The organism is Micromonospora sp. BL4 (assembly GCF_003667505.1).
Lineage (GTDB): Bacteria > Actinomycetota > Actinomycetes > Mycobacteriales > Micromonosporaceae > Micromonospora.
In genome coordinates this window covers 1-23573 of record NZ_RCVJ01000209.1, presented here as the reverse complement: position 1 = coordinate 23573, position 23573 = coordinate 1, and the positions used below count along the sequence as shown (strand labels likewise).

The following is a 23573-nucleotide window of genomic DNA, read 5'->3' as shown; positions in this document are numbered from 1 at the left end:
GTGACCGGCGACCACTACTTCACCGCTCAGCCCGCCAGCGACGCCCCGCCGCGCGAGGTCGAGTTCTCCGTCGCCGACCGCGACTACCGCCTCGCCTCGGCCGGTGGCGTCTTCTCCGCCAGCCGTCTCGACCCGGGCACCGCAGTGCTCCTGCGCAAGGCCGAGCTGCCCACCGTGGCCACCACCGGCGACCTGCTCGACCTCGGCTGCGGGTTCGGCCCGATCACCTGCGTGCTGGCCGACCTGGCCCCGGCGAGCACCGTCTGGGCGGTCGACGTCAACGCCCGCGCCCGCGACCTGACCGCGGCCAACGCGGCCCGGGTCGGCGCCGGAGACCGGGTCCGGGTCCGCGCACCGGACGACGTGCCGGCAGAGCTTCGCTTCGCCCAGCTCTGGTCCAACCCGCCGATCCGGATCGGCAAGGACGGGTTGCACGACCTGCTGCTGCGCTGGCTGCCCCGCCTCGCCCCGGACGGCGTCGGCTGGCTGGTGGTCGCCCGGCACCTCGGTGGCGACTCGCTGCACCGCTGGCTCACCGACCAGAGCTGGCAGGTCGAGCGGCACGCCAGCCAGAAGGGCTTCCGGGTGCTGCGGGTCACCCGGTAATTGGATGTACCGGCCGGCCCCTGCTGGGGCAGGATCCCGGCGTGGGATACGTGGACGTGGCAGCGGTCGGGCACATCCTGCCCGACGGTCGGGAACTCTTCGCCGACGTGTCGTTCCGGGTCGGGGAGGGCGGCAAGATCGCCCTGGTCGGGCCGAACGGCGCGGGTAAGACGACACTGCTGCGGATGGTCGCCGGTGACCTGCCGGTGCGTACCGGCGCCGTCGCGCGAGCCGGTGGGCTGGGCGTGATGCGCCAGTTCATCGGCATGATCGGCGACGAGTCGACACTCGCCGACCTGGCGCTGTCGCTGGCCCCGCCGCCGCTGCGCGAGGCCGGCCGGCGGCTCGGCGAGACCGAGGCGGCCATGCGGGCGGCCGAGGTCCGCGGCAAGTACAGCACCGCGGCCGGCAAGGCCCAGCTGGCGTACGCCGACGCGCTGGGCGCCTGGGGCGAGGCCGGCGGGTACGACGCCGAGGTGCTCTTCGACACCGTCGCCACCATCGTGCTCGACCAGCCCTGGGACGCCGTCCGGGAGCGACCGGTACGCACCCTCTCCGGTGGGCAGCAGAAGCGCTTCGCGCTGGAGCTGCTGCTGCGCGGCCCGGACGAGGTGCTGCTGCTCGACGAGCCGGACAACTTCCTCGACGTGCCCGGCAAGCGCTGGCTGGAGGCGCGGCTGCGCGAGTCGACGAAGTCCGTGCTCTACGTCTCGCACGACCGTGAGCTGCTGGCACAGACCGCCGACCGGGTGGTCGCCGTGGAAGGCGGCAGCGCCTGGGTGCACCCGGGCGGCTTCGCCAGCTGGCACGAGGCGCGGGTGGCCCGGCACGCCCGCCTCGACGAGCTGCGCCGACGTTGGGACGAGGAGCACCAGAAGCTGCGCGAGCTGATGCTCATGTACAAGCAGAAGGCGGCGTACAACGACGGGCTCGCCTCGCGGTACCAGGCCGCGCAGACCCGGCTGCGCAAGTTCGAGGAGGCCGGGCCGCCGCCCGTACCCCCGAAGGACCAGGACATCCGGATGCGGCTGACCGGCGGGCGGACCGGCAAGCGCGCGGTGGTCTGCGAGCAGCTGGAGTTGGACGGCCTGACCTACCCCTTCGACCTGGAGATCTGGTACGGCGACCGGGTGGCGGTGCTCGGGGCCAACGGCACCGGCAAGTCGCACTTCCTGCGGCTGCTGGCCCGGGGCGGCAGCGACCCCGACCCGGCCAACGGGCCGGTCGACGGCGCGGCCGCCCTCGCCCCGGTGGCGCACGACGGCACGGCCCGGCTCGGCGCCCGGGTGCGACCGGGGCACTTCTCCCAGACCCACGACCGGCCCGAGCTGATGTCGAAGACGCTCGTCGAGATCCTCTGGCGGGGCGACGAGCACCGGACCGGAATGGACCGGCACGCGGCGATGGGGGTGCTCAGCCGCTACGAGCTGGCCGGGCAGGGCGACCAGCGTTTCGGCACCCTCTCCGGCGGGCAGCAGGCCCGGTTCCTGGTGCTGCTGCTGGAGCTGTCCGGGGCGACCCTGCTGCTGCTCGACGAGCCCACCGACAACCTCGACCTGGCCAGCGCCGAGGCGTTGGAGGCGGGCCTGAACGCGTTCGAGGGGACCGTGATTGCGGTCACCCACGACCGCTGGTTCACCCGCTCCTTCGACCGCTTCGTGCTGTTCCGCGGGGACAGCGAGGTGGTGGAGACCCCGGAGCCGGTCTGGGACGTGGGCTGATCGGTCCCCGGGCTGTCGATACGTCCGGCCGGCATAGGGTGGATCTCGTGACTGAGATGACCTATCGCCGGCTGGGCGACTCCGGGCTCGTGGTGTCCGTGGTCGGCATCGGCTGCAACAACTTTGGCCGCAAGCTCGACCTCGACGGCACCCGCGCGGTGGTGGACGCCGCCCTGGACGCCGGGATCACCCTGTTCGACACCGCCGACATCTACGGCGAACCGCAGGGCAGCTCCGAGGAGCTGCTCGGGCAGGCGCTCAAGGGACGCCGGGACGACGTGGTGGTGGCCACCAAGTTCGGCATGGACATGAACGGCCTCAACGGGCCGGACTTCGGTGCCCGGGGGGCGCGGCGCTACATCGCCCGCGCGGTGGAGGCGTCGCTGCGCCGCCTCGGCACCGACCACATCGACCTGTACCAGATGCACGAGCCCGACCCGGGCACGCCGATCGACGAGACGCTCGCCGCCCTGGACGACCTGGTCCGCGACGGCAAGGTGCGCTACCTGGGCAACTCGAACTTCGCCGGCTGGCAGATCGCCGACGCGGACTGGGTCGCCTCGTCCAACGGCCGGGCCCGCTTCATCAGCGCGCAGAACCACTACAGCCTGGTGGAGCGGTCCGTGGAGACCGAGGTGATCCCGGCCTGCGAGCGGTTCGGCCTGGGCATGCTGCCGTTCTTCCCGCTCGCCAACGGCCTGCTCACCGGCAAGTACAAGCGTTCCGGTCCGCCGCCGGCCGGCAGCCGGCTCTCCGGCGGTGGCCGGTACGCGGAGCGACTCGCCGCGGCCGACTGGGACACCATCGAGGCGATCGAGGCGTACGCGGCCGAGCGAGGGCTGACCATGCTCCAGGTGGCGATCGGCGGGCTGGCCGCCCAGCCCGCGGTGACCTCGGTGATCGCCGGCGCCACCACGCCCGAGCAGGTGCACGCCAACGCCGCCGCCGGCACGTGGGAGCCCACCGACGAGGACCTGGCCGCGCTGCGCGCCGTCCTCTGATCCGCGCCGCGCGGGGTGCGCGCCGCGTGGGTGCGCGCCGCGTGGGTGTGCGCCGCGTGGGTGTGCGCCGCGTGGGTGTGCGCCGCGTGGGTGTGCGCCGCGTGGGTGTGTGCCGCGTGGGTGTGCGCCGCGTGGGTGTGTGCCGCGTGGGTGTGCGCCGCGTGGGTGTGCGCCGCGTGGGTGCGCGCCGCGCGCCTTGCGGTGCGCAGCGCGCTTGATCCACTCGCGTTCCTTGAAATCGGGGTGTCCCGCGGTCGGGAAGGCCCCGGTTTCAGGGATGTCGAGTCGATCACGTGCCGATCAGACAGCACCGGGCCGGGCCGCGACGAGCGGCCCGGCCCGGTCGTCCGACGGGCGCCGGAGCGCTGGTCGGTCACTCGGAGCGCCCGTCGGTCAGCCGGCGGGCTGGTCGGTCACTCGGAGCGCCGGTTGGGGCCGGCGCGTTGGTCGGACCGCCGGTTTGGTCGGACCGATGGGCCGGTCGGTCACTCGGAGCGCCGGTTGGTCGGCCGGCGGGTTGGTCGGTCAGTCGGTGGTGCGGCGGCGGCCGAACAGCATGGCCACCCCCATCGCCGCGGCGACGAGCACCAGGCCGGCCGCCGCGAACGGCCACCAGCCGGCGCCCGCCTCGCGTCCGGCGGTTCCGTCCGCCGGCCCGGTCACCGCGACGGGCGCGGGCGCCGGCGGTGTCTGTGCCGCCCGGGCCTGCACCGTGGCGGTGGCCTCGCTGCGCAGCGGAGCGAGGGAGTTCACCGTCACCTTCCACGTGCCGGCGGAGAGCACCGGACCGCTGCTGTAGAAGCCGTGCCCCTCGGGCTGCGGATCCAGCTGCACCGGCCCGATCTTCCGCCCGTCCGGTCCGCTGGCGGTGAGGACCAACCGCACCACCTGCTCCAGCCGGCGGCCATCGGCGTAGCTGGCCTGGATGGTGACTCCCTCGGCGCCGTCGCCGGCCACCGTCAGCTTGAGTTTGTCGGCCCGGGCGGCCGCCGGGGTGGCGGAGAGCAGGGTCAGCGCCAGCCCGACGAGAACGGCGGCCAGCACCTTGCGGATACCCGTCACGGACATCTCCTCACTACCGATGAGGGAGGCCCCTCCCCGACGCCGGAGCGTCGGGGAGGGGCCCGGTCGGATCAGAGCTGGCGACCGGGGGCGAGCCGGGTGGCGTCGCCACCGAGCCGTCCGGCGCCCTTGACCGGTTCGCCGTCGTTGGCCCGTACCCCGGCCTTGCTGGCCGTGCCGCCGAGCCGGACGATCATGGCGTCGGCGTCCCGGACCAGGACGTCCCGGATCTCCCCCTCGCCCACCAGGGCGGAGTCGGCGGCGAGCGTCCGGAACTCGGTCAGCTGCTTGACCGCCTTCGTGTCGTTGCCGGCCGCCTCGGCCTTGCGGGCCGCGTCGAGCTTCGCCGTCAACTGCTTGTGCGCCTTGGCCGAGAGCCGCCCCGTCGCCTTGAACCGGTCCAGCAGGTTCTGCATGTCCCGGAACGAGGTGGTGACGAAGAACCGGACCGTCGAGGTGGTCTCGTTGCCCGCCTTGTCGGTCGCGGTGACGACCAGCTCGTGCAGGCCGAGCGGCAGCTCGTACATGGCCTGCAGGGTGCCGCTGGCGTACGCCCGGCCGTTCAACCGACCGACCACGGTCGCGATGCCCGAGGTGGGGTCGACGGCCTGCCAGGACACCCGGACGTCCTGGCTGTCCCCGTAGAGCTGGCCGTCGGCGATCCCGGAGACCAGCAGCGTCGGCTTGGCGCCGTCGATCCGCAGCACCGCCGACTTGAGTGTCTCGGCGTTGCCCGCCTTGTCGGTGGACCGGAACAGCAGCTCGTGCTGCCCGTCGCCGGTCACCTCGACCGGCGTCGAGTACGGCGTCCACGCGCCACCGTCCAGCGACCACTCCACCGTCTTCACACCGGAACCGGCGTCGGTCGAGGTCAGCACCACCGGGATGGTCCCGTCGTGCCAGCCGGCGTCGTTCGCCGGAGCGAACGTCGCCGAGGTGACCGGCGCGGTGGCGTCGATGTTGACCGTGACGGTCTTCGTCGACTCCACGTTGCCCGCCTCGTCGGTCGAGCGGAACCGCAGCTCGTGCTCGCCGTCGCCGCTGACCGCCACCGGAGCGGTGTAGTCCGTCCAGGTGGTGGCCCCGTCCAGCTGGTACGCCGTGCCGGCCAACCCGCTGCCGCCGGCCTCGTCGGCGGCGGTGAGGGTCACCGTCACCGGCCCGGTGTACCACCCGTCGGTCGGGGTGCCGGAGACCGCCGCCGTGGTGACCGGTGCGGTCTCGTCGGCGACCTCCGTGCTCAACCGGAAGTAGTCGAACGCGGCGGTCTTCGAGGCGGTCTGGTTGGCGCCGAGGGTGAACAGCCCGACCTTCGGGGTGGCGCCGACCGCGCTGTTGGTGAGGGTCGTCAACGCGGTCCAGGTCGTCCCGTCGGCCGAGTACGACGCGGTGAAGGTGTCGCCGCTGCGAGCGAGCCGCAGATGCCACACCGCACCGGTCAGGTTGGCCGCCTCCGGCTGCGGGTTCTGGACCACCCCGCCGATCTCGCTGCGGAACTCGATCCGCCGCGTCACCGGCTGGCCGGCCTGGTTGTCCGCGATGTAGTCGAACTTCAGATAGTTGTCGTCGTCCGCCTGCACGATGAGGCCGGCCTGCTGGTACTGCTCGTTCAGCAGGCTGCCGTCGACCTTCGTCTCCAGGGTCCAGTCGCCCGACGGCGCGGTCTGGAGGATGAAGTTCTTCGGCCCGGTGTTGTCGCCGCCGTAGATGTCACCGTTGGGCACGTCGATGCGCAGCGCGCCACCGGTGACCCGGTAGCCGTTCGGGTCCTCGCGCAGGATCGCGTTCCACCGGCACTTGTCCAGCGTGTCGCCGGTGAACTCGTCCGACGGCACGACCGGCCCGGCCGGGGCGTCCGGCGTGATCTGGAACCAGTCGAAGCTGGCGTCCACCACCGGCGCCTCGGTGCCGCCGTTGAGCGCGAAGAGCCCGATCCGCGGCTTGGTGATGCCGTCGAGCGCGGCCGACCGGCCGGCCGGGGTGAAGGTCTGCCCGTCGGCCGAGACGGCCGCCGTCAGGTTCGTCCCGTCGCTGGTGATCCGCAGGTGCACGGTGTCACCCGCCGGTGCGGCGGTGCTGTCCGCGGCCTCGTTGCGCGGCGTGCCGGCCGTCTCCCGGATGAACTCCACCCGCCGGCTGCCGTTGTACAGCAGGTCCAGCTTGGCGTAGTTGTCGTCGTCGCCGTACACCATGATGCCGGCCTGCTGGTAGTTGGCCGTCACCGGCAGGGTGACCTTGGTGGTCACCTGCCAGGCCCCGGTCGGTGCCGGCTGGAGGACCAGGTTGGTGGCGTCGTTACGGGCGCCGTAGAGGTCGCCCACCGCGGTGGGCAGCCGCAGCGCGCCGCCGGAGACCGAGTAGAGCTGGTTCTCCCGGACCACGCTGCTCCACCGGCCCTTGTCGAGGCTGGAGCCGTTGAAGTCGTCCGAGCGCGCCCCCAGGCAGGACGTGTTCGGCGCGTCCACCCGCACCGGCACCGTGGCGTACGACTTCGCGCCCACGCTGTCGGTCACCGTCAGAGTGGCGGTGAAGGTTCCCGGGCTGGTGTAGGTGTGGCTGGCGTCCAGGGTGGTCGCCGTGCCGCCGTCACCGAAGTCCCAGGCGTACGTCAGCGGGGTGTTCCCCTCGGCGTCGGTGGCCGTGCCGTCGAAGGCGACGGTGACCGGCGCGGTGCCGGTGGCCGGGGTGGCGGTGGCGCTGACCACCGGCGGCGCGTTCTCGGTGACGCCGCGGCCGAGGAAGTCCATCCAGTTGACGTTGAACAGCGACCCCGCGCCGCCGTTCGGGTCCCGGGCGACGAAGTACAGCGTGCCGCTCGCGGCGCCGGTCACCGGCGCGGTCACGTCCGTGTACGTCTGCCACCCGCCGGTGCCCGGCACGGTGGCCGTGGCGACCACCGGTCCGTCGACGGCGCCGGCGCGGACCTCGACCCGGCCTCCGGCGCCGGCCGAGGCGGCCCGGAAGCGGATGTCGGTGACGTTGGTCAGGTTCGCCGGGGCGAGCGACCACCAGTCGCCGTCCTCGATGAACCCGATGTTCTGGCCGCCGCCGGCGGTGTCGCCGCCGGTCTCCCGCTGCACGCCGGCGTCGCCGCCGCCCGTGCTCACCGGCGCGCGCCCGGTGGCGGTGAAGTACTCGGCCTGCTTGCGCTTGGGCTGCAACTGCTCGATCGCCCGGCCGGTGAGCGGGCCGGCCCCGCCGGCGCCGCCCTCGTCGGTGTAGGTGGCCTCGAAGACCGCGAAGACGTTCGCCTCGGCGCCGTGCCCGGAGGCGAGCGACGTCTGGACGATGCCGGTGCAGCCGGTGTGCTGCTCCAGCGGGTGGGCGTGCTCGTCGTGACCGAGCAGCACCTGGAGCCGCACCCGGTCGCAGTCGATCTGCCCGTCCTCCGGGTCGGTCACCTTGACGGTGTAGCGGACCTGGTCACCCCAGTCGAAGAAGCCGCCGTCGGGCGGGAACTCGATGGTCACCGTCGGCGCGGTGTTGCCCACGGTGACCGGCACGTTGGCCACCGCGGTACGGCCCTTCGGGTTGGTGACGGTGAGCTGGGCGGTGAAGCTGCCCGCCGTGGCGTACGTGTGCGTCGGGTTGGCCTCGGTGGAGGTCTGCCCGTCGCCGAAGGCCCAGGCGTAGGTGAGCGTGCCACCGTCCGGGTCCCGTGAGCCGGCGCTGGAGAAGGTGACCGTCAGCGGTGCGGGCCCCGACGTCGGGGTGGCCGCGGCCACCGCGATCGGCGCGCGTTCACCGGCGATGTAGTCGATCCGGTAGATGCCGGAGTTGTCGTTGTTGCCGCCGAAGCCGCTGCCCCACTCGATCAGGTAGAGCGCGCCGTCCGGGCCGAACTCGAAGTCCATCGGCCGGATCATGCTCATCCCGGTGAGCAACTGGTTGATGTCCACCAACGACTTGCCGTCGGCCGTCACCTGCATGGTGTACATCTTCGACTGGTTCCACTCGCCGAGCAGCGCCTTGCCGTCGTAGTACGCCGGCCACTTCCGGTCGGAGTCGAGGTCGGCGTCGTACCGGTAGACCGGGCCGCCCATCGGGGCGCCGCCGCCGCCGATCTCCGGATACCGCGCGTCACCGGCGTACCCGTAGTCGACGGTCGCCGGGACGACCGGCGGGAGGTTGGTCAGGCCGGTGTTGTTGGGCGAGTTGTTCACCGGAGCCGCGCAGTCGAACTTCGCCCCACTCGGGCCGGACGGGAACGTGTAGTCGTTGTACGCCTCGTTCGTCCCGGTGCAGTACGGCCAGCCGTAGTTGCCGGGGGTGACGATGTTCCACTCGACCAGGCCCCGGGGGCCGCGGTTCGGGTTGTCCGCGTTGGCGTCCGGCCCGTAGTCCGCGACGTAGAGGGTGTCGGTGCCCGGGTCGGTGCCGATCCGGAACGGGTTGCGAAAGCCCATCGCGTAGATCTCGGGCCGGGTCTTGTCGGTGCCCGGCGCGAAGAGGTTGCCCGCCGGCACGGTGTACGTCCCGTCGTCCTCCGGGTGGATCCGGATCACCTTGCCGCGCAGGTCGTTGGTGTTGCCGGAGGTGCGCTGCGCGTCGAAGTCCTGGCGGCCCGGCCGTTCGTCGATCGGCGTGTACGCGCTCGACTCGAACGGGTTGGTGTTGTCACCGGTGGCCAGGTAGAGGTTGCCGTCGCCGTCGAAGGCCATGCTGCCGCCCGCGTGGCAGCAGGTGTTGCGCTGGGTGTCGACCCGCAGCACCTGCTTCTCGCTGGCCGGGTCGATGGTGTCGCCGGTCACCGTGAACCGGGACAGCAGGTTGCGCGCGATGCCGTCGTTCGGGGCGTAGTAGAGGTACACCCACTTGTTGGTGGCGAAGTCCGGGTCGAGCCGGATGCCGATCAGGCCGTCCTCGTTGCCGGTGAAGACGTCCAGGTCGACGGCGGTGACGGTGCTGCCGGTGTCTGGCTTGACGATCTGCACCCGGCCGTCGCGCTCGACGTAGAAGACCCGCCCGTCCGGGGCGATGTCCAGCTCCATCGGGTTACTGGTGTTGCTGTCAAGGGCGACCTTCTCGAAGCTCGCGGTCTTCGAGGCGCCGCAGTCGGCGTCGACCACGCCGGCCGCCGTCTGGATGCCACCGAGCAGATGCTCGAGGAACTCGGGCTCGGCGTACGACTCCCGGGTGTGCCCGCCCCCCGTGTACCAGGAGCGGCCGCCGTCGAAGTCCTGGCACCAGGCGATCGGGTGGTCGGCGCCCATCGCGCCGGCGCCCGGGGTGTAGCTCTTCTCGTCCAGGCTGGCCAGCACGTGCACGTCGGGCCGGGGGTTGGTCTGGTAGTTGTACCACTCGTCGAAGCGGGACCAGCGGTCCGGAAGCTCGGCGGTGGACGGGTGGGCGTGGTCCTCGACCTTGACCGTGGCCTGCTGGTTCGCCGGGTGGTTGGCGAAGTACGCGCCGACCAGGTCGCCGTACCAGGCCCAGCTGTACTCGGTGTCCGAGGCGGCGTGGATGCCGACGTAACCGCCGCCGGCCCGCACGTAACGCTCGAACGCGGCCTGCTGCTCGGCGTCCAGGACGTCGCCGGTGGTGGAGAGCCAGATCACCGCCTTGTACTTCGCCAGATTGGCGTCGGTGAACGCGCCGCCGTCCTCGGAACTGTCCACGGTGAATCCGTTGGCCGTACCGAGTTGCTGGATGGCGGCGAGTCCGGTGGGAATGGAGTCGTGCCGGAAGCCGGCCGTCTTGGAGAACACCAGGACGGAGAAGGGATCGGCCGCGGCCTTTGGCGCCTTCGGCGCCACCTGGCTGACCGGGGCCGCGGCTCGCGCGTCCCGCGGGGGGACCTGGGCGGCGGCCGGAGCCGCCTGCGCGGGCAGGCCGAACAGGGTCGTCGAGGCCAGGGCCAGGGAGATCAGGGTCGCGGTGATGGGTACGCGGGCACGACGAGAATGGGGCACGCCGCCTCCTATGTCGCGGTGGACAGGATCGCGGGGGCCGGCTCGCCGAAGACCGTCCCGGATGGAGCCGGTGCGGGCGCCGTGCCAGGGCGCCCACGCCGGCATTTTTGTCGAATCGCTGAACAAATTAATTCGGTTGGATCAATGTCCGGCAAGATGTCGACGGGTAACGGTTCTGCAACGGTGGGCGACATTCCGAACAGGACCGTATGAAGCGCCCAGCGAATCCGGTCCGTCGCGGCCCGCCGACCCCGCCTTGGCAGCCCGACGGATCTGTCGTACGGTGACACGCAAGTAACCCACGGGAGCCCGGTGTACCGGGCTGAGAGGGGGGCTGACAGCCCCCGACCGTCGAACCTGATCCGGGTAATGCCGGCGCAGGGAGGAGCGTTGCCATGCCGTCCCTTGGGCGACTGCATCTGATCACCGACACCCGACCCGGGCGGGACCCGCTCACCGTGGTCCGGGCCGCCCTCACCGCGGCCCGCGCCGACCTGGTGGTGCAGGTCCGGGTCGAGGACTCCGCCACCGACCGCGAGGCCTACGACCTGGCCCGCCGGGTGCTCGCGCTCTGCGCCGCGTACGGGGCGACCTGCCTGGTCAACGACCGGCTGCACGTGGCGCTGGCGGTGGGCGCCGCCGGCGGGCACGTCGGGGCCGACGACCTGCCGGTCGCCGCCGCCCGCCGGGCGCTCGGCCCCACCGGCGTGCTGGGGGCCACCGCCCGGGCCCCGGGAACGGCGATCGAGGCCGTCGCCGCGGGGGCCAGCTACCTGGGCGTCGGGCCGTGCCACGCCACCAGCACCAAGTCCGGGTTGCCGGACCCGATCGGCCCGGAGGGGGTACGCGCGGTCACCGGCGCGGTCGACGTTCCGGTCATCGCGATCGGTGGGGTGACCGCCGCCCGCGTGCCGGCGCTGCGAGCCGCCGGGGCGTACGGGGTGGCCGTGGTCGGAGCGGTCTCCACCGCCGTCGACCCGGCCCGGGCCACCGCCGAGCTGCTCGGAGCCCTGACGTGCTGACCGGCCGGTCCCCGTCGACCCCGTTCGACGACCGGGCCCGGCCGGACGTCGCGGTGGTGGGGGCGGGACCGATCGGGTTGGCGATCGCCTGGCGGTGCGCCGCCCGTGGGCTCCGGGTGGTGGTGCACGATCCAGCCCCCGGCTCGGGGGCGTCGGCGGTGGCCGCCGGCATGCTCTCCCCGGTGGCCGAGGCGTACTTCGGTGAGCGGGAGCTGACCGGGTTGCTGCTGGCGTCCGCCGCCCGCTGGCCGGCGTTCGCCGACGAGCTGACCGAGGCGAGCGGCGCCGAGCTGGGCTACCGGACCGAGGGCACCCTGATCGTCGGGTCGACCGGCGACGACCTGGCCGAGGCGCGTCGGCTCTGGGCGTACCAGCAGGGATTGGGCCTGCCGGTCACCCCGTTGCGCCCCACCGAGCTGCGCGACCGCGAGCCGGCGCTCGCGCCCCGGGTGCGCGGCGGGGCGCTCGCGCCCACCGACCACCAGGTCGACCCGCGGTTGCTGGTGCCGGCGCTGCGCACGGCCGCGCAGCGGGCCGGCGCGGTGCCCGTCCCGCAGGCGGTCCGTGCTCTGTCCGAGGTGGACGCCCGGGTCACCGTGGTCGCCGCCGGCTGCGGCGCCGCCGCCCTCACCGGCCTGCCCGTGCGGCCGGTGAAGGGCCAGATCCTCCGGCTGCGCGCGCCCGGCGGCGCCACGCCGGGCTTCCGGCACGTGATCCGCGGGTACGCCGACGGCGAGCAGGTCTATCTGGTGCCCCGCGCCGACGGCGAGGTGGTGCTCGGCGCGACGGTCGAGGAGCGGTCGGACACCACGGTCACCGCCGGCGCGGTGCTGCGCCTGCTCCGTGCCGGCGTCGACCTGCTCCCCGAGCTGGCCGAGTACGACCTGGTCGAGACGGTCGCCGGGCTGCGCCCGGGCACCCCGGACAACGCGCCGATCCTCGGGCCGATCCCCGGGCGGCCGGACGTGCTGGCCGCCACCGGGCACCACCGGCACGGCATCGTGCTCACCCCGGTCACCGCGGACCTGATCGCCGACCTGGTCACCAGCGGCGTGGCCGATCCGCTGCTCACGCCCTTTCATCCCGGCCGGTTCGTCGCTGCCGGCCCGGAATCCGGCAACGCGGCCGGTCCCGGTACCCGCGGGTCGGCTGGGCGCGGCGCCGGGCCTGGTGCTGCCGAGGTCGGCGGACCTGATCGGACGACGGAGGAGGACCGGTGGAGTTGACGGTGAACGGAAGCGGACGCAGCGTCCTGGGTGGCGCGTCGGTGGCCGACCTGGTCAGCGAGGTCGCCCCGCAGCAGCGCGGGGTGGCGGTCGCGGTCAACGGCGAGGTGGTGCCCCGGGCCGGTTGGTCGACGACGGTGCTGCGCGACGGTGACCGGGTCGAGGTGCTCACCGCCGCGCAGGGCGGGTGAGGGGCATGCCGTTCGAGCTGGGCGGGGCGACCTTCACCTCGCGGCTGATCCTCGGCACCGGTGGCGCCGCGAACCTGCACGTGCTGGAGCAGGCGATCCGGGCGTCCGGCACCGAGCTGGTCACTCTGGCGCTGCGCCGGGTGGACACCGCTCCGGGCTCCGCCGGTGGGCTGCTGGAGCTGCTCGACCGGTGCGGGGTGCGGCTGCTGCCGAACACCGCCGGCTGCCACACCGCGACCGAGGCGGTGAAGGTGGCCCGGCTGGCCAGGGACGCGTTCGACACCGACTGGATCAAGCTGGAGGTGATCGGTGACGAGCGGACCCTGCTGCCCGACGGGGTCGAGCTGCTCCGCGCCGCCGAGGAACTTGTCGCCGACGGGTTCACCGTGCTGCCGTACACCAGCGACGATCCGGTGCTCGCCCGCCGGCTGGCCGACGTGGGCTGCGCCGCGGTGATGCCGGCCGGCGCGCCGATCGGCTCGGGGCTCGGCATCGGCAACCCGCACCACATCCGGCTGATCCGGCAGGGCGTGGACGTACCGGTGATCCTGGACGCCGGCATCGGCACCGCGTCCGACGCGGCGCTGGCGATGGAGCTGGGCTGCGACGCGGTGCTGCTGGCCAGCGCGGTCACCCGGGCCGCCGATCCGGTGGCGATGGCGACGGCGATGCGGTACGCGGTCGAGGCCGGCCGGTTGGCCGCCGGCGCCGGCCGGATCGCCCGCCGCTTCCACGCCCTGCCGTCCACCCCCGACGAGGGGCGACCCGACCTGTGACCCCGCCGTCCGGTGTCGTCCTGCTGACCGATCGGCTCGTCGCGCGCGGCGGGCTCGACCTGGTGGTGGCGGGCGCCGTCGCCGGGGGAGTGCGGTGGGTGGTGCTGCGGGAGAAGGACCTGCCCCGCGCCGAGCGCGCCGCCCTCGCCGCCGGCCTGCGCGCGATCCTTGCCGACGTCGGCGGAACCCTGATCGTGGCGGGCCCCGACCCGCTCGACGGCGACGCCGTGCACCTGCCCGCCGCCGGCCCCTACCCGCCACCGACCCACCGGCTCGTCGGCCGCTCCTGCCACAACCAGTCCGAGCTGCACCGCCTCACCACCGAGCACTACGCAACCGTCTCCCCGGTCTGGCCCACGAAGACGAAGCCCGGTTACGGCCCGCCCCTAGGACCGGACGGCCTGCGGAAGCTGGTCGAGGCCAGCCCCGTGCCGCTGCTGGCCCTAGGCGGAGTGGAAACCCCAGAACACGTAACCGCCTGCATCCAAGCGGGAGCCGCCGGCATAGCCGTACTGGGCGCACTGATGCGAGCCCAAGACCCCGCCGAAACAGCCGCCACCCTGACCAGCGCTTATGCAAAGGCGGTCACCCCGGAGCTTCTCCAAGCCCGCGCGGAGGCACCCAGGTCCCCACGACGGGGGCTGCGGCCGACCGTGCCCACGCAGGGATCAAGCCTGACCGCCCGGAGTGGGCACGGTCGGCCGCAGCCCTCAAGAGCGACCAACGAGGAGACATGACCCCGCGCACAATCCTCACCATCGCCGGCTCCGACTCCGGCGGCGGCGCCGGCATCCAGGCCGATCTGAAGGTTTTCGCGGCGCTCGGCGCGTACGGCACCAGCGTCCTCACCGCGATCACCGCGCAGAACACCCGGGGCGTCGACGCCGTCCTGCCGTTGCCCCCGCGCACGGTCACCGAACAGCTGGACAGCGTGCTCGCCGACTTCACGGTCTGCGCGGTCAAGACCGGGATGCTCGGCAATCCGGCCGTCGCCGACGCCGTGGCCGAGGCCGCCCGGGACGGCCGTTTGCCCCAGCTCGTCGTCGACCCGGTGCTCGTCGCCACCAGCGGCCACCGGCTCGGCGTGGTGAGCGCGGTCGAGCGGCTCCTGCCGTACGCCCGGGTGGCGACGCCGAACTGCGCGGAGGCCGCCGCCATCACCGGGCGCCCGGTGGACGACGTGGCCGGGATGGTCGCGGCCGCCGAGGCCCTCGCGGCCGGCGGCCCGGAGTACGTGGTGGTCACCGGCGGCGACCTGGACGGGGTCGAGGCGGTCGACGTCCTGCACGGAGACGGCGGCAGCACCGTGTTGCGGGCACCTCGGGTGGACACCCGGCACACCCACGGCACCGGGTGTTCGTTCTCGGCGGCGGTCGCCGTGCGGCTGGCGTTGGGCGATCCGGTGCCGGCGGCGGTCGGGGTCGCCAAGGAGTACGTGCTCCGCGCTCTGACCGGGGCGCGGAGTTGGGAACTGGGCGCGGGCCGCGGGCCGCTGGATCACTTCGGCTGGTCCGCTTGATCACCAGGGAGACTGTCATGCAGGCACGAGGCAAGGTGTACGTCGAGGGTTCGCGGCCGGATGTCCGGGTGCCGTTCGCCGAGGTGGCGCTGACCGGCGACCATCCTCCGGTGCGGCTCTACGACACGTCCGGCCCCGGTTCCGACCCGGAGGTGGGGTTGCCGCCGCTGCGCGGGCCGTGGATCGCCGAGCGGGGTGACGTCGCCCCGGTGCGGGGCGCGGGTACGCCGTTGGCCGGGGTGGACGGGCGACGGCCGACCCAGCTCGCGTACGCGCGGGCCGGTGTGGTGACGCCGGAGATGGAGTTCGTGGCGATCCGCGAGAACGTCGACCCGGAGCTCGTCCGGGCCGAGATCGCCGCCGGCCGGGCGGTGCTGCCGCTCAACGTCAACCACTCGGAGTGCGAGCCGGCGATCATCGGCAAGGCGTTCCTGGTCAAGGTGAACGCCAACATCGGCACCTCGGCGGTTAGCTCGTCCGTCGCCGAGGAGGTGGAGAAGCTGACCTGGGCCACCCGGTGGGGTGCGGACACGGTGATGGACCTGTCCACCGGCAAGCGGATCCACGAGACCCGCGAGGCCATCGTGCGGAACTCGCCGGTGCCGATCGGCACGGTGCCGATCTACCAGGCGCTGGAGAAGGTCGGCGGCGACCCGGTGAAGCTGAGCTGGGAGGTGTTCCGGGACACCGTGATCGAGCAGGCCGAGCAGGGCGTGGACTACATGACGGTGCACGCCGGGGTGCTGCTGCCGTACGTGCCGCTGGCGGTGGACCGGGTGACCGGGATCGTCTCCCGAGGTGGCTCGATCATGGCGGCCTGGTGCCTGGCGCACCACGAGGAGAACTTCCTCTACACCAACTTCGCTGAGCTGTGTTCGCTGCTCGCGAAGTACGACGTGACGTTCTCCCTCGGCGACGGGCTGCGCCCCGGCTCGATCGCCGACGCCAACGACGAGGCGCAGTTCGCCGAGCTGCGCACCCTCGGCGAGCTGACGAAGGTCGCCTGGGAGCACGACGTCCAGGTGATGATCGAGGGCCCGGGTCACGTGCCGATGCACAAGATCAAGGAGAACGTGGACCTCCAGCAGGAGTGGTGCCACGAGGCGCCCTTCTACACGCTCGGCCCGCTGACCACCGACATCGCGCCCGCGTACGACCACATCACCTCGGCGATCGGCGCCGCGATGATCGGCATGTTCGGCACCGCGATGCTCTGCTACGTCACCCCGAAGGAGCACCTCGGCCTGCCGGACCGCGACGACGTCAAGGCGGGCGTGATCGCGTACAAGATCGCGGCCCACGCGGCGGATCTGGCCAAGGGGCACCCCGGCGCGCAGGCGTGGGACGACGCGCTGTCCAAGGCGCGGTTCGAGTTCCGCTGGGAGGACCAGTTCAACCTGTCTCTGGACCCGGAGACGGCGCGCTCGTACCACGACGCCACGCTGCCCGCCGAGCCGGCGAAGACGGCGCACTTCTGCTCGATGTGCGGCCCGAAGTTCTGCTCCATGAAGATCACCCAGGAGCTCAAGGAGTACGCGGCCCGTGGCATGAAGGACAAGTCGGCGGAGTTCGTCTCCGGCGGCGGAAAGGTCTACCTGCCGCTGGCCTGATCCGCCTGCCCTGCGCTGGCCCGCCCCACACACGGGGCGAGCCAGCGCGGGGCTGCGGGGTCAGTCGCGGTGGTGTCGCCCGGTGGAGCGCAGCGAGCGGCGGCCGTTCTCCTGCTCCGGCTCGTTGTCCGCCACCGGCTTGCCCAGGCCCGCGACCCAGTCGACGAACTCCTCGTCCTGTGCCGGTAGCGGCTCGGTCGCATCCGGCACGGGCTCGCTCTCCTCTTCGGCGCGGGACCGGTTGCGGCGGAACAGCCCGCCGAGCCGTCCCCGGCGGGAGGACTGCTCGGCGTCGTTCCCGGCAGCCGGTGTGGCCGGTCGGGCGTCGGCGCTCGCCGGACCGCCAGCCTCGGTGCCAACGCCGGTCTGCTCCGGCGGAGCGACCGAGGTCGGGGTGGCTTGTCCCGCCGGGTCGGACGGCACAGCCTCGGCGGCCACGTCCGGTGTGCGGGCAGACCGTCGCCATCGGGAGGCCGCCCGGTCGGACGCGCTGCGCGGGCCGGCGGGTGTTGCCGGGCCGGTCGGGCTCGACGATCCGGTGGGAGATGCCGGGTCGCCGGCCGCGGGCGAGCCGGTCGACGCCGGTGAGGTGGCGCCCGTCGACAACGGGTCTGCCGCCCCCTCGCGGCGGGCGGTGGCGAAGGCGTCCCAGGTGCTGGCCTTGCTCAGGTCCGGCAGGGGTGCTCGGTGCCGGGGGCGCGGCGTCCGCCCGGCCGGCTCCTCCGGACCGTCCGATGCGGCCGGTTCCGGGGCGCCGGCCTGTGCGGGCGCGGTCCATGCCGGGGTGACCGGCCAGGCCGGCGCGGCCGGGGTCCAGCGATCCGGCTCCGGGCCGGCGGCTGCCGCCACCCCGAACAGCGGCCCGGAGGAACCCGCCGCGGTCGCGGACCGCTCGGTGTCGGTGGCCTGGTCGGTCCGCGGCACGACGGCGGCTGCGGAACCGGCGGCCGGCTCGGCCGCCGCCCGGCCGGTGGTGGCGGCGGAACGTGCCGCCGGGGCCGCGGTGGCCGGGCTTGCCGTCGAGTCGGCGGTGGCGGACCGTGCCGCCGCGGCGGCGGTGGCCGGGCTTGCCGTCGGGTCGGCGGTGGCGGACCGTGCCGCCGGGTCGGCGGTGGCGGGGCTTGCCGTCGGGTCGATGGCGGCGGAACGTGCCGCCGGGGCGGTGTTTGCGGCCGGGGTCGCCTCGGGTGTCCCGGCTCCCCGACCGGGCTCGGTGCCCGGTGCGTCCGTGCCGGGGCGGGGCCTGTCGGTGTCCGCACCGGACCCGGTGCCGTCGGTGGCCTTGGCCGGCCGGGTGGTCTTCCTGGCGCGGCCAGCGGTGGTGGACCGGGCCGGGTCGGCCACGGCCTCCAGGTCGGACGGCGTCGTACCGTCGGCCACGTCCGAGGTCGGGGCCGCCGGGGCGGACTTCGGCTTGCGGGTCCGGCGCGGCTTGGGCGGCGGTGCGTCGGCGGCGCCGTTGCCAGCCGCGTCCGCGCTCTCGCTGGTCGTCTCCCCGCCGGCCGTGCCGGTTGTGGCCGTGCCGGTGCTCTTGCTCGCCGGGCTCGCGCTCGCGCTGGTCGTGTTCGCGCTCGTCCTGGTCGCGCTCGCCGTGGCCGTCTCCGTGCTCGCGCTGGTCGTGCCGTCGTCGGTCGGGCCGTTGTTCGCCGGGCCTTCGCCGGTCGGCGGGGCCGTGCCGGTCGGCAGGGCGGTGCCGGTCGTGGACGTCGCCGCGGTGCTGGTCGAGCCGTCGCCGCCAGGTTCGCCCGTCGCAACGGCGGGGTCGACCACGGTCCGGCCCGCCCGGGAGGAGGCACTCGGGCCGGTGAGGTCGGTGGTGGCCGCCCGGGTCGGCTCGGCGGGGGCAGCCACGTCGACGGCGGACGTGCGGGTGCCGCGCCCCGGTCGGGTGGCCTCGGTCGACCCGACCACCCGCTGGTCGACGCCGGCCGGCCCGTCCTGGGCCGGACCGCCGCTACTCGGCCCGCCCGTGCTCGGCTCGGCGGCACTCAGTCCGCCCGTGCCCGGCTGGGCGGCACTCAGTCCGCCCGTGCTCGGCTGGGCGGCACTCAGTCCGCCCGTGCCGGGCTTGGCCGTGCTCGGCTCGCCTGCGCTCGGCCCGGCCGTGCTCCGTGCAACGGGGGCGGCGCTCGTCGCGGGGTGACCGGCGTCGTCGATGTGGTGGCGGGGGCGACCGGCCGGTCGGGGCACCGGGGCGCCGGTCGGGTCGGCGGGCACCGAACCGTGCTGGCCGGTCCCCGAGGCCGCCGGCCAGTCCCAGTGGGCCGGGACGGTGCGGACAGCGCCGGTGCCGTCGGCGGCGCGCAGGTCGTGCCCGGCGCCGGTGCCGGCCAGGTCCGCGCCGGCGGGTTCGGCGGCGTCCCGGTCGTCCGCCGGGGTCGCCGATTCTTTGCCGGGCAGGGCCGGGCCGGCGGGCAACGGGCGCAGGATGTTGGTGGGTTCGATCGCCAGTGGATCGGCGGTGCGGGCACGCACCGGCCAGCGCAGCAGGGCGGCGGCGGCCGCGCCGAGCGCGCCGGCGAGGATCGCGATCAGCGCGCCGTAGTAGGGGGTGGTCTGGTAACGATCCACCGCGTCGCCGGGGCCGGCGGTCAGGTAGGCGAACGCCACCAGCACCGGGCCGGCCACCCCGGTGGCCCCGCTGATCAGTGGGACCTGGCCCCGCCAGCGGGCCAGCCCGGCGGTTGCCGCGCCGGCCAGCAGTGCCGTGAGGGGCAGCAGGACCAGCGCCAGGCGCTGTGCCGCGTCGTCGTCCAGCCAGCTCGGCTCCAGGACGCCGAGCCGGACCGTGGGCAGGGGGCCCGTGGTGCCGAGTGACGGCAGGACGGAGACGAGCGCCAGCACCCAGATCGCACCCGCCACCGCCGCCATGTTCCAGCCCAGCTCGGGCCGGACCAGGACGGCGATCGCCGCCCCGGCTCCGATCACCGCGCCGAGCACGGCGCAGATGCCGACCGCCCAGACCGGGTCGACGGAGATCAGCTCGGCGGCCCGGGCGGGCTGCATGCAGAGCGGGGCGACGACGGTGGCGCCGAACGCGGCCGCGGCGCCGATGGCCAACTGCCGGCCTGTGCTCGCCGGCACGGCGTCCCGGCGGGCCAGGCGTCCGGTCAGGACGGCGCCGGCGACGGCGGCGTTTGCGGCGAACCAGCCCACCCAGACGAGCTGGGCCGGCCACTGATTGACGGTCGTGCCGGTGAAGGCGCCGGTGAGCCGGACGATGCCGAATCCGTACGCGACGCCGAGCTGGCCGGCTCCGGCCAGCACGCTCACCCCGAGCGCCGTGAGCAGCAGTCTGCCCCAGGTCCGAAAGGCCATGTCCGGCACGTTACGCACCTGGTACACCCGATCGCCACCGGCGCGCCGCGCGGCGCGCCCGGCGCGCCCGGCGCGGCTACTTGAGTTCGACCAGCCGAGCGAGGTACGTCGTATCCCCGACATTGGTGAGCATGTGCACCGCTCCCGGGTCCCGGTAGACGACGCCGCCGGTGGGTTCGTCGGCGTCGATCAGGGTGCCGTCGACCGTCTGCACGACGTTCTTCGCGCCCTCGACCGCCACCACCAGGTAGGGGTGGTCGTGCCGGTGCAGCGGCTGACGCTCGCCCGGTTCGAGTCGGATGTGCCAGACCCGCACCCGGTCGTTCTCGTACACGATCTCCTGGCCCACCGGCCCGAGTTCGGTCCCGTCGAACACGTCGGTCATCGTTCTCCGTCCAGTTGCGGAAGTACCTCGGCGGCGATCAGTTCGAGGTGGTCCAGATCAGCGAAGTCGATCAGGCGCAGGTGCACCCGGGTGGCGCCGACCGCGGCGAACTCGCCGATCCGCTGCACGAGTTGCGCGGGTGAGCCGACCACCGGGTCCTCCGGAGGCAGCGCGCTCTTCTCGTGCAGTGGCGCGGCCCGTCGCTGCGCCTCGGCGTCGGTCCGCCCGATGGCCACCACGATCCCGGCGGAGAGCACCAGCGGCGCCCGCCCGGACTCCGTCCGGCCGCTGCGGTCGCACGCCTCGCGTACCCGGTCGTACGCCTTGGCGGTCTCCGCCACGGACTTGAACGGCATGTTGAACTCGTCGGCGTACCGGGCGGCCAGTTCGGGGGTGCGCTTGGGACCGCGCCCGCCCACGATGATCGGCGGGCCGGGCACCTGCACCGGCTTGGGCAGGGCCGGCGCGTCCACCAGCCGGTAGTGGTCGCCGGCGTAGCTGTACGTCTCGCCCGGCGGCGTCCGCCACAGCCCGGTGATCACCTCAAGCTGCTCGGCGAGCCGGTCGAAGCGTTCTCCGACGGCGGGGAACGGAATGCCGTACGCGATGTGCTCGCGCTCGTACCAGCCGGCGCCGATGCCCAGCTCGACCCGGCCGCCGCTCATCTGGTCGACCTGCGCGACCTGCACCGCGAGGGGGCCGGGCAGGCGGAAGGTGGCCGACGTCACGAGGGTGCCGAGTCGGATCCGCTCGGTCTCCCGGGCCAGCGCGGCGAGGGTCAGCCAGGCGTCCGTCGGGCCGGGCAGGCCGGGGTCGTCGCCCATCGACCGGTAGTGGTCGGCGCGGAGGAAGCCCTCGTAGCCGCAGGCCTCGACCAGCCGGGCGAACCGGAGCTGATCGTCGTAGCTGGCGCCCCGGTGCGGCTCGGTGAAGACCGACACCCGCATGCTCATCGTCCTTCCGCGCCGGCCGCGGCCGGCTGGTCGCGTTCCATCAACAGCTCGTGCAGGTCGGCGCTGACGCGTGCGACGTCGGCGAGGTGGGCGTTGCGGCCCAGGGTGCGGGGTCGGGGGATGGTCACGTCGACGATCTTGCGGATCCGGCCGGGGCGGGGGCTCAGCACGACCACCCGGTCGGCGAGCAGCACGGCCTCGTCGATCGAGTGGGTGACGAAGACGATGGTGGGCTTGTTCTCCATGTGCACCCGCTGGAGTTCGCCGGAGAGTTCCTCGCGGGTGAGCGCATCGAGCGCGGAGAACGGCTCGTCCATCAGCATCACCCGGGGGTCGCCGATCAGCGATCGGCACAGCGACACGCGCTGCTGCATGCCGCCGGAGAGCTCGTGCGGCAGGCGCTTCTCGAAGCCGGCCAGCCCGGCCACGTCGAGCAGTTGCCGGGCCCGTTCGCGGTGCTTCGCGCGGCTCCAGCCGAAGATCTCCGCGGGCAGGAGAACGTTGTCCAGGACGGTGCGCCAGGGCAGCAGCGCCGGCTTCTGGAACAGCATGGCGATGTCCCGGCGGGGCCGGGTGATCGGCGTACCGTCCACGGTGATCTCGCCGGCGGTCAGCGGGAGCAGCCCGGCCACCAGCCGCAGCAGGGTGGACTTGCCGCAGCCGGAGCGGCCGAGCACGGCGACGAACTCGCCCTCGGCGACGTCGAGGTCGATGCCCCGCAGCGCTTCCACCCGGCCGGACCGGCCTTCGAAGGTACGGGACACCCCGGACAGTCGGATCATCTCCGGCGGACCTCCGCTGAGTGGACGGTCAGGAATCCGGCAAAGGCTATCCGGCTTCTCTCCCTATCGCACCGTCCGGGGTGGTCGTCAGGTTGTTTCCGTTCCGCAACCCGATACGCCTGGCGTCGCAAAGGTGGGTTTCTCGTACGCTGTGCCCGCGAAGAGTCCCCTCACGATGGCGGTGCCCGGCTTCCACCCCTCCCGCCGGTTCCGCCGCGACAACCCCCTCCGGTGCCTGCCGGCCCCGGTCGGAAAGGACATGGTGCACTGATGAGAAGGCTGACCCGTACGGTCGCTACGGCCGCGCTGGCCACTGCCCTCGCCCTTGTTTCCGCCTGCAGCAGCGGGTCGGACTCGTCCGACGACGCCAAGGGTGGCAACGGCGCGGCGCTGGAGAAGGTGACCTACCTCACCTCCTTCGGCAACTTCGGCCGTGACTCCTACGCCTGGGTGGCGAAGGAGAAGGGCTTCTTCAAGGAAGCTGGCTTCGACGTCGAGATCAAGGCCGGGCAGGGCACCGGCGGTGTGATCCAGACCGTGATCGGCGGCCAGGCCGACTTCGGGCCGATCGACCTCACCGGCGGGCTGCTCCAGCTCGGCAACGGCCAGGCGAGGGACTTCGTCGCGGTGGCCGCGATCCAGCAGCGCACGATGGCCGCCATCGCCACCGTCGAGGGCAAGAACATCGCCTCCCCGAAGGACCTGGAGGGCAAGAAGCTCGCCGACACCCCCGGGTCCGTGGTCCGCAACCTCTTCCCGACGTACGCCCGGCTCGCCGGCGTGGACGCCAGCAAGGTGACCTGGGTCAACGGTGATGCGCAGGCGCTGATCGGCACGCTGGCCACCGGCCAGGTGGACGGCATCGGCCAGTTCGTCGTCGGCCAGCCGACCATCGAGGGTGTGGCCAAGAAGAAGGCCGTCATGCTGCCGTACAGCAACGTGATGCAGGACCTCTACGGCAACGTGCTGATCACCTCCTCGAAGATCGCCAAGGAGAAGCCCGAGATGGTGAAGCGGTTCACCGCGGCGCTGCTCAAGGGCCTGGAGTACAGCCTGGCGAACTCCAAGGAGGCCGCCGAGATCCTGAAGAAGAACGTGGACGCCACCAACACGGCGTCCGCCGCCGCCGAGCTGGAACTGATGGCCGCGTACGTGCGTTCCGGCAACTCCGGCACCGCCATCGGCACGCTGGACAGCGGCCGGGTCGCCAAGAGCATCGCGATCCTGCAGGGCGCGGGCGCGCTGAAGCAGAACATCACCCCCGAGCAGATCATCGACTTCAGCCTCGCGCCGAAGGCCTGATCGTCCGGTCGTCACCTGGGGGTACGTCCCGCCGGCTCCGGTGGGGCGTACCCCCGTCGCTCGTCGGCCCAGGTGGGGCCGTGGCATATCGAGGAGGACAAGATGACCGACGTCCGGGCAGCGGAGCCGGTGGCGGAGGTGCCCGCGCCACCGGCTCCGCTGCCCGGACGTCGGTCATCTCTGGCGC

General features: G+C 73.4%; 17 protein-coding genes and 1 riboswitch. Of the genes, 11 read left to right on the top strand and 6 right to left on the bottom strand.

Going from position 1 to position 23573, the window contains the following annotated elements; all coding sequences use genetic code 11:
• From EAD89_RS27330 to EAD89_RS27320, 3 genes are read left to right on the top strand one after another with little or no spacing between them, the layout of a single operon-like run.
• Complete coding sequence (locus tag EAD89_RS27330; protein ID WP_121653118.1) at positions 1-606, top strand: class I SAM-dependent methyltransferase; 606 nt, start codon at positions 1-3, stop codon at positions 604-606.
• 41 nt (positions 607-647) lie between these two features.
• A complete protein-coding gene (locus tag EAD89_RS27325) occupies positions 648-2327 on the top strand; it encodes an ABC-F family ATP-binding cassette domain-containing protein (protein ID WP_121653117.1) in 1680 nt (559 codons plus the stop codon).
• A gap of 38 nt (positions 2328-2365) precedes the next feature.
• Positions 2366-3328: an aldo/keto reductase gene (locus tag EAD89_RS27320; protein WP_199733655.1), complete on the top strand. Its 963-nt coding sequence runs from the start codon at positions 2366-2368 to the stop codon at positions 3326-3328.
• A gap of 525 nt (positions 3329-3853) precedes the next feature.
• Here the strand turns inward: EAD89_RS27320 and EAD89_RS27315 are convergent.
• Both EAD89_RS27315 and EAD89_RS27310 read right to left on the bottom strand, forming a co-directional pair.
• Positions 3854-4390, bottom strand: coding sequence for a hypothetical protein (locus EAD89_RS27315; RefSeq protein WP_121677731.1), 537 nt, complete (start codon positions 4388-4390; stop codon positions 3854-3856).
• Positions 4391-4461: 71 nt separating this feature from the next.
• Entirely contained in the window at positions 4462-10302 is a 5841-nt protein-coding gene (locus EAD89_RS27310; RefSeq protein ID WP_121677725.1) for a ThuA domain-containing protein, read from the bottom strand.
• A 291-nt stretch (positions 10303-10593) separates the two neighbouring features.
• Positions 10594-10703: riboswitch (TPP riboswitch) on the top strand.
• Here EAD89_RS27310 and thiE point away from each other — a divergent pair.
• From thiE to thiC, 7 genes are all read left to right on the top strand, one after another.
• The gene (gene thiE, locus EAD89_RS27305; protein ID WP_121677724.1) at positions 10698-11324 is read left to right on the top strand and encodes a thiamine phosphate synthase; all 627 of its coding nucleotides are present in this window, start codon (positions 10698-10700) and stop codon (positions 11322-11324) included. It overlaps the preceding riboswitch by 6 nt.
• A complete protein-coding gene (thiO, locus tag EAD89_RS27300) occupies positions 11321-12550 on the top strand; it encodes a glycine oxidase ThiO (RefSeq protein ID WP_233579206.1) in 1230 nt (409 codons plus the stop codon). The genes thiE and thiO overlap by 4 nt, the downstream gene beginning before the upstream one ends.
• On the top strand, positions 12541-12741 hold the full coding sequence (gene thiS, locus EAD89_RS27295) for a sulfur carrier protein ThiS (protein WP_121677722.1): 201 nt from the start codon (positions 12541-12543) through the stop codon (positions 12739-12741). The genes thiO and thiS overlap by 10 nt, the downstream gene beginning before the upstream one ends.
• Entirely contained in the window at positions 12738-13517 is a 780-nt protein-coding gene (locus tag EAD89_RS27290; protein ID WP_121653111.1) for a thiazole synthase, read from the top strand. Before thiS ends, EAD89_RS27290 begins: the two co-directional genes overlap by 4 nt.
• Positions 13514-14254: a thiamine phosphate synthase gene (locus EAD89_RS27285; RefSeq protein ID WP_121677721.1), complete on the top strand. Its 741-nt coding sequence runs from the start codon at positions 13514-13516 to the stop codon at positions 14252-14254. The genes EAD89_RS27290 and EAD89_RS27285 overlap by 4 nt, the downstream gene beginning before the upstream one ends.
• On the top strand, positions 14251-15036 hold the full coding sequence (gene thiD / locus EAD89_RS27280; RefSeq protein WP_121677720.1) for a bifunctional hydroxymethylpyrimidine kinase/phosphomethylpyrimidine kinase: 786 nt from the start codon (positions 14251-14253) through the stop codon (positions 15034-15036). The genes EAD89_RS27285 and thiD overlap by 4 nt, the downstream gene beginning before the upstream one ends.
• Positions 15037-15053: 17 nt before the next feature.
• Positions 15054-16646, top strand: coding sequence for a phosphomethylpyrimidine synthase ThiC (gene thiC / locus EAD89_RS27275; RefSeq protein WP_121677719.1), 1593 nt, complete (start codon positions 15054-15056; stop codon positions 16644-16646).
• A gap of 60 nt (positions 16647-16706) precedes the next feature.
• Here thiC and EAD89_RS27270 read toward each other — a convergent pair whose 3' ends face one another.
• The 4 genes from EAD89_RS27270 to EAD89_RS27255 form a co-directional block, all read right to left on the bottom strand.
• Entirely contained in the window at positions 16707-19964 is a 3258-nt protein-coding gene (locus EAD89_RS27270) for a hypothetical protein (RefSeq protein WP_147458883.1), read from the bottom strand.
• A 76-nt stretch (positions 19965-20040) separates the two neighbouring features.
• A complete protein-coding gene (locus tag EAD89_RS27265; protein ID WP_121677717.1) occupies positions 20041-20349 on the bottom strand; it encodes a cupin in 309 nt (102 codons plus the stop codon).
• Positions 20346-21296, bottom strand: coding sequence for an LLM class F420-dependent oxidoreductase (locus EAD89_RS27260; RefSeq protein ID WP_121677716.1), 951 nt, complete (start codon positions 21294-21296; stop codon positions 20346-20348). Before EAD89_RS27260 ends, EAD89_RS27265 begins: the two co-directional genes overlap by 4 nt.
• Before the next feature lie 2 nt (positions 21297-21298).
• Entirely contained in the window at positions 21299-22084 is a 786-nt protein-coding gene (locus EAD89_RS27255) for an ABC transporter ATP-binding protein (protein ID WP_121652503.1), read from the bottom strand.
• Positions 22085-22354: 270 nt separating this feature from the next.
• Here EAD89_RS27255 and EAD89_RS27250 point away from each other — a divergent pair, with 270 nt between their 5' ends.
• A complete protein-coding gene (locus tag EAD89_RS27250) occupies positions 22355-23386 on the top strand; it encodes an ABC transporter substrate-binding protein (protein WP_121677715.1) in 1032 nt (343 codons plus the stop codon).
• Positions 23387-23573: the final 187 nt, after the last annotated feature.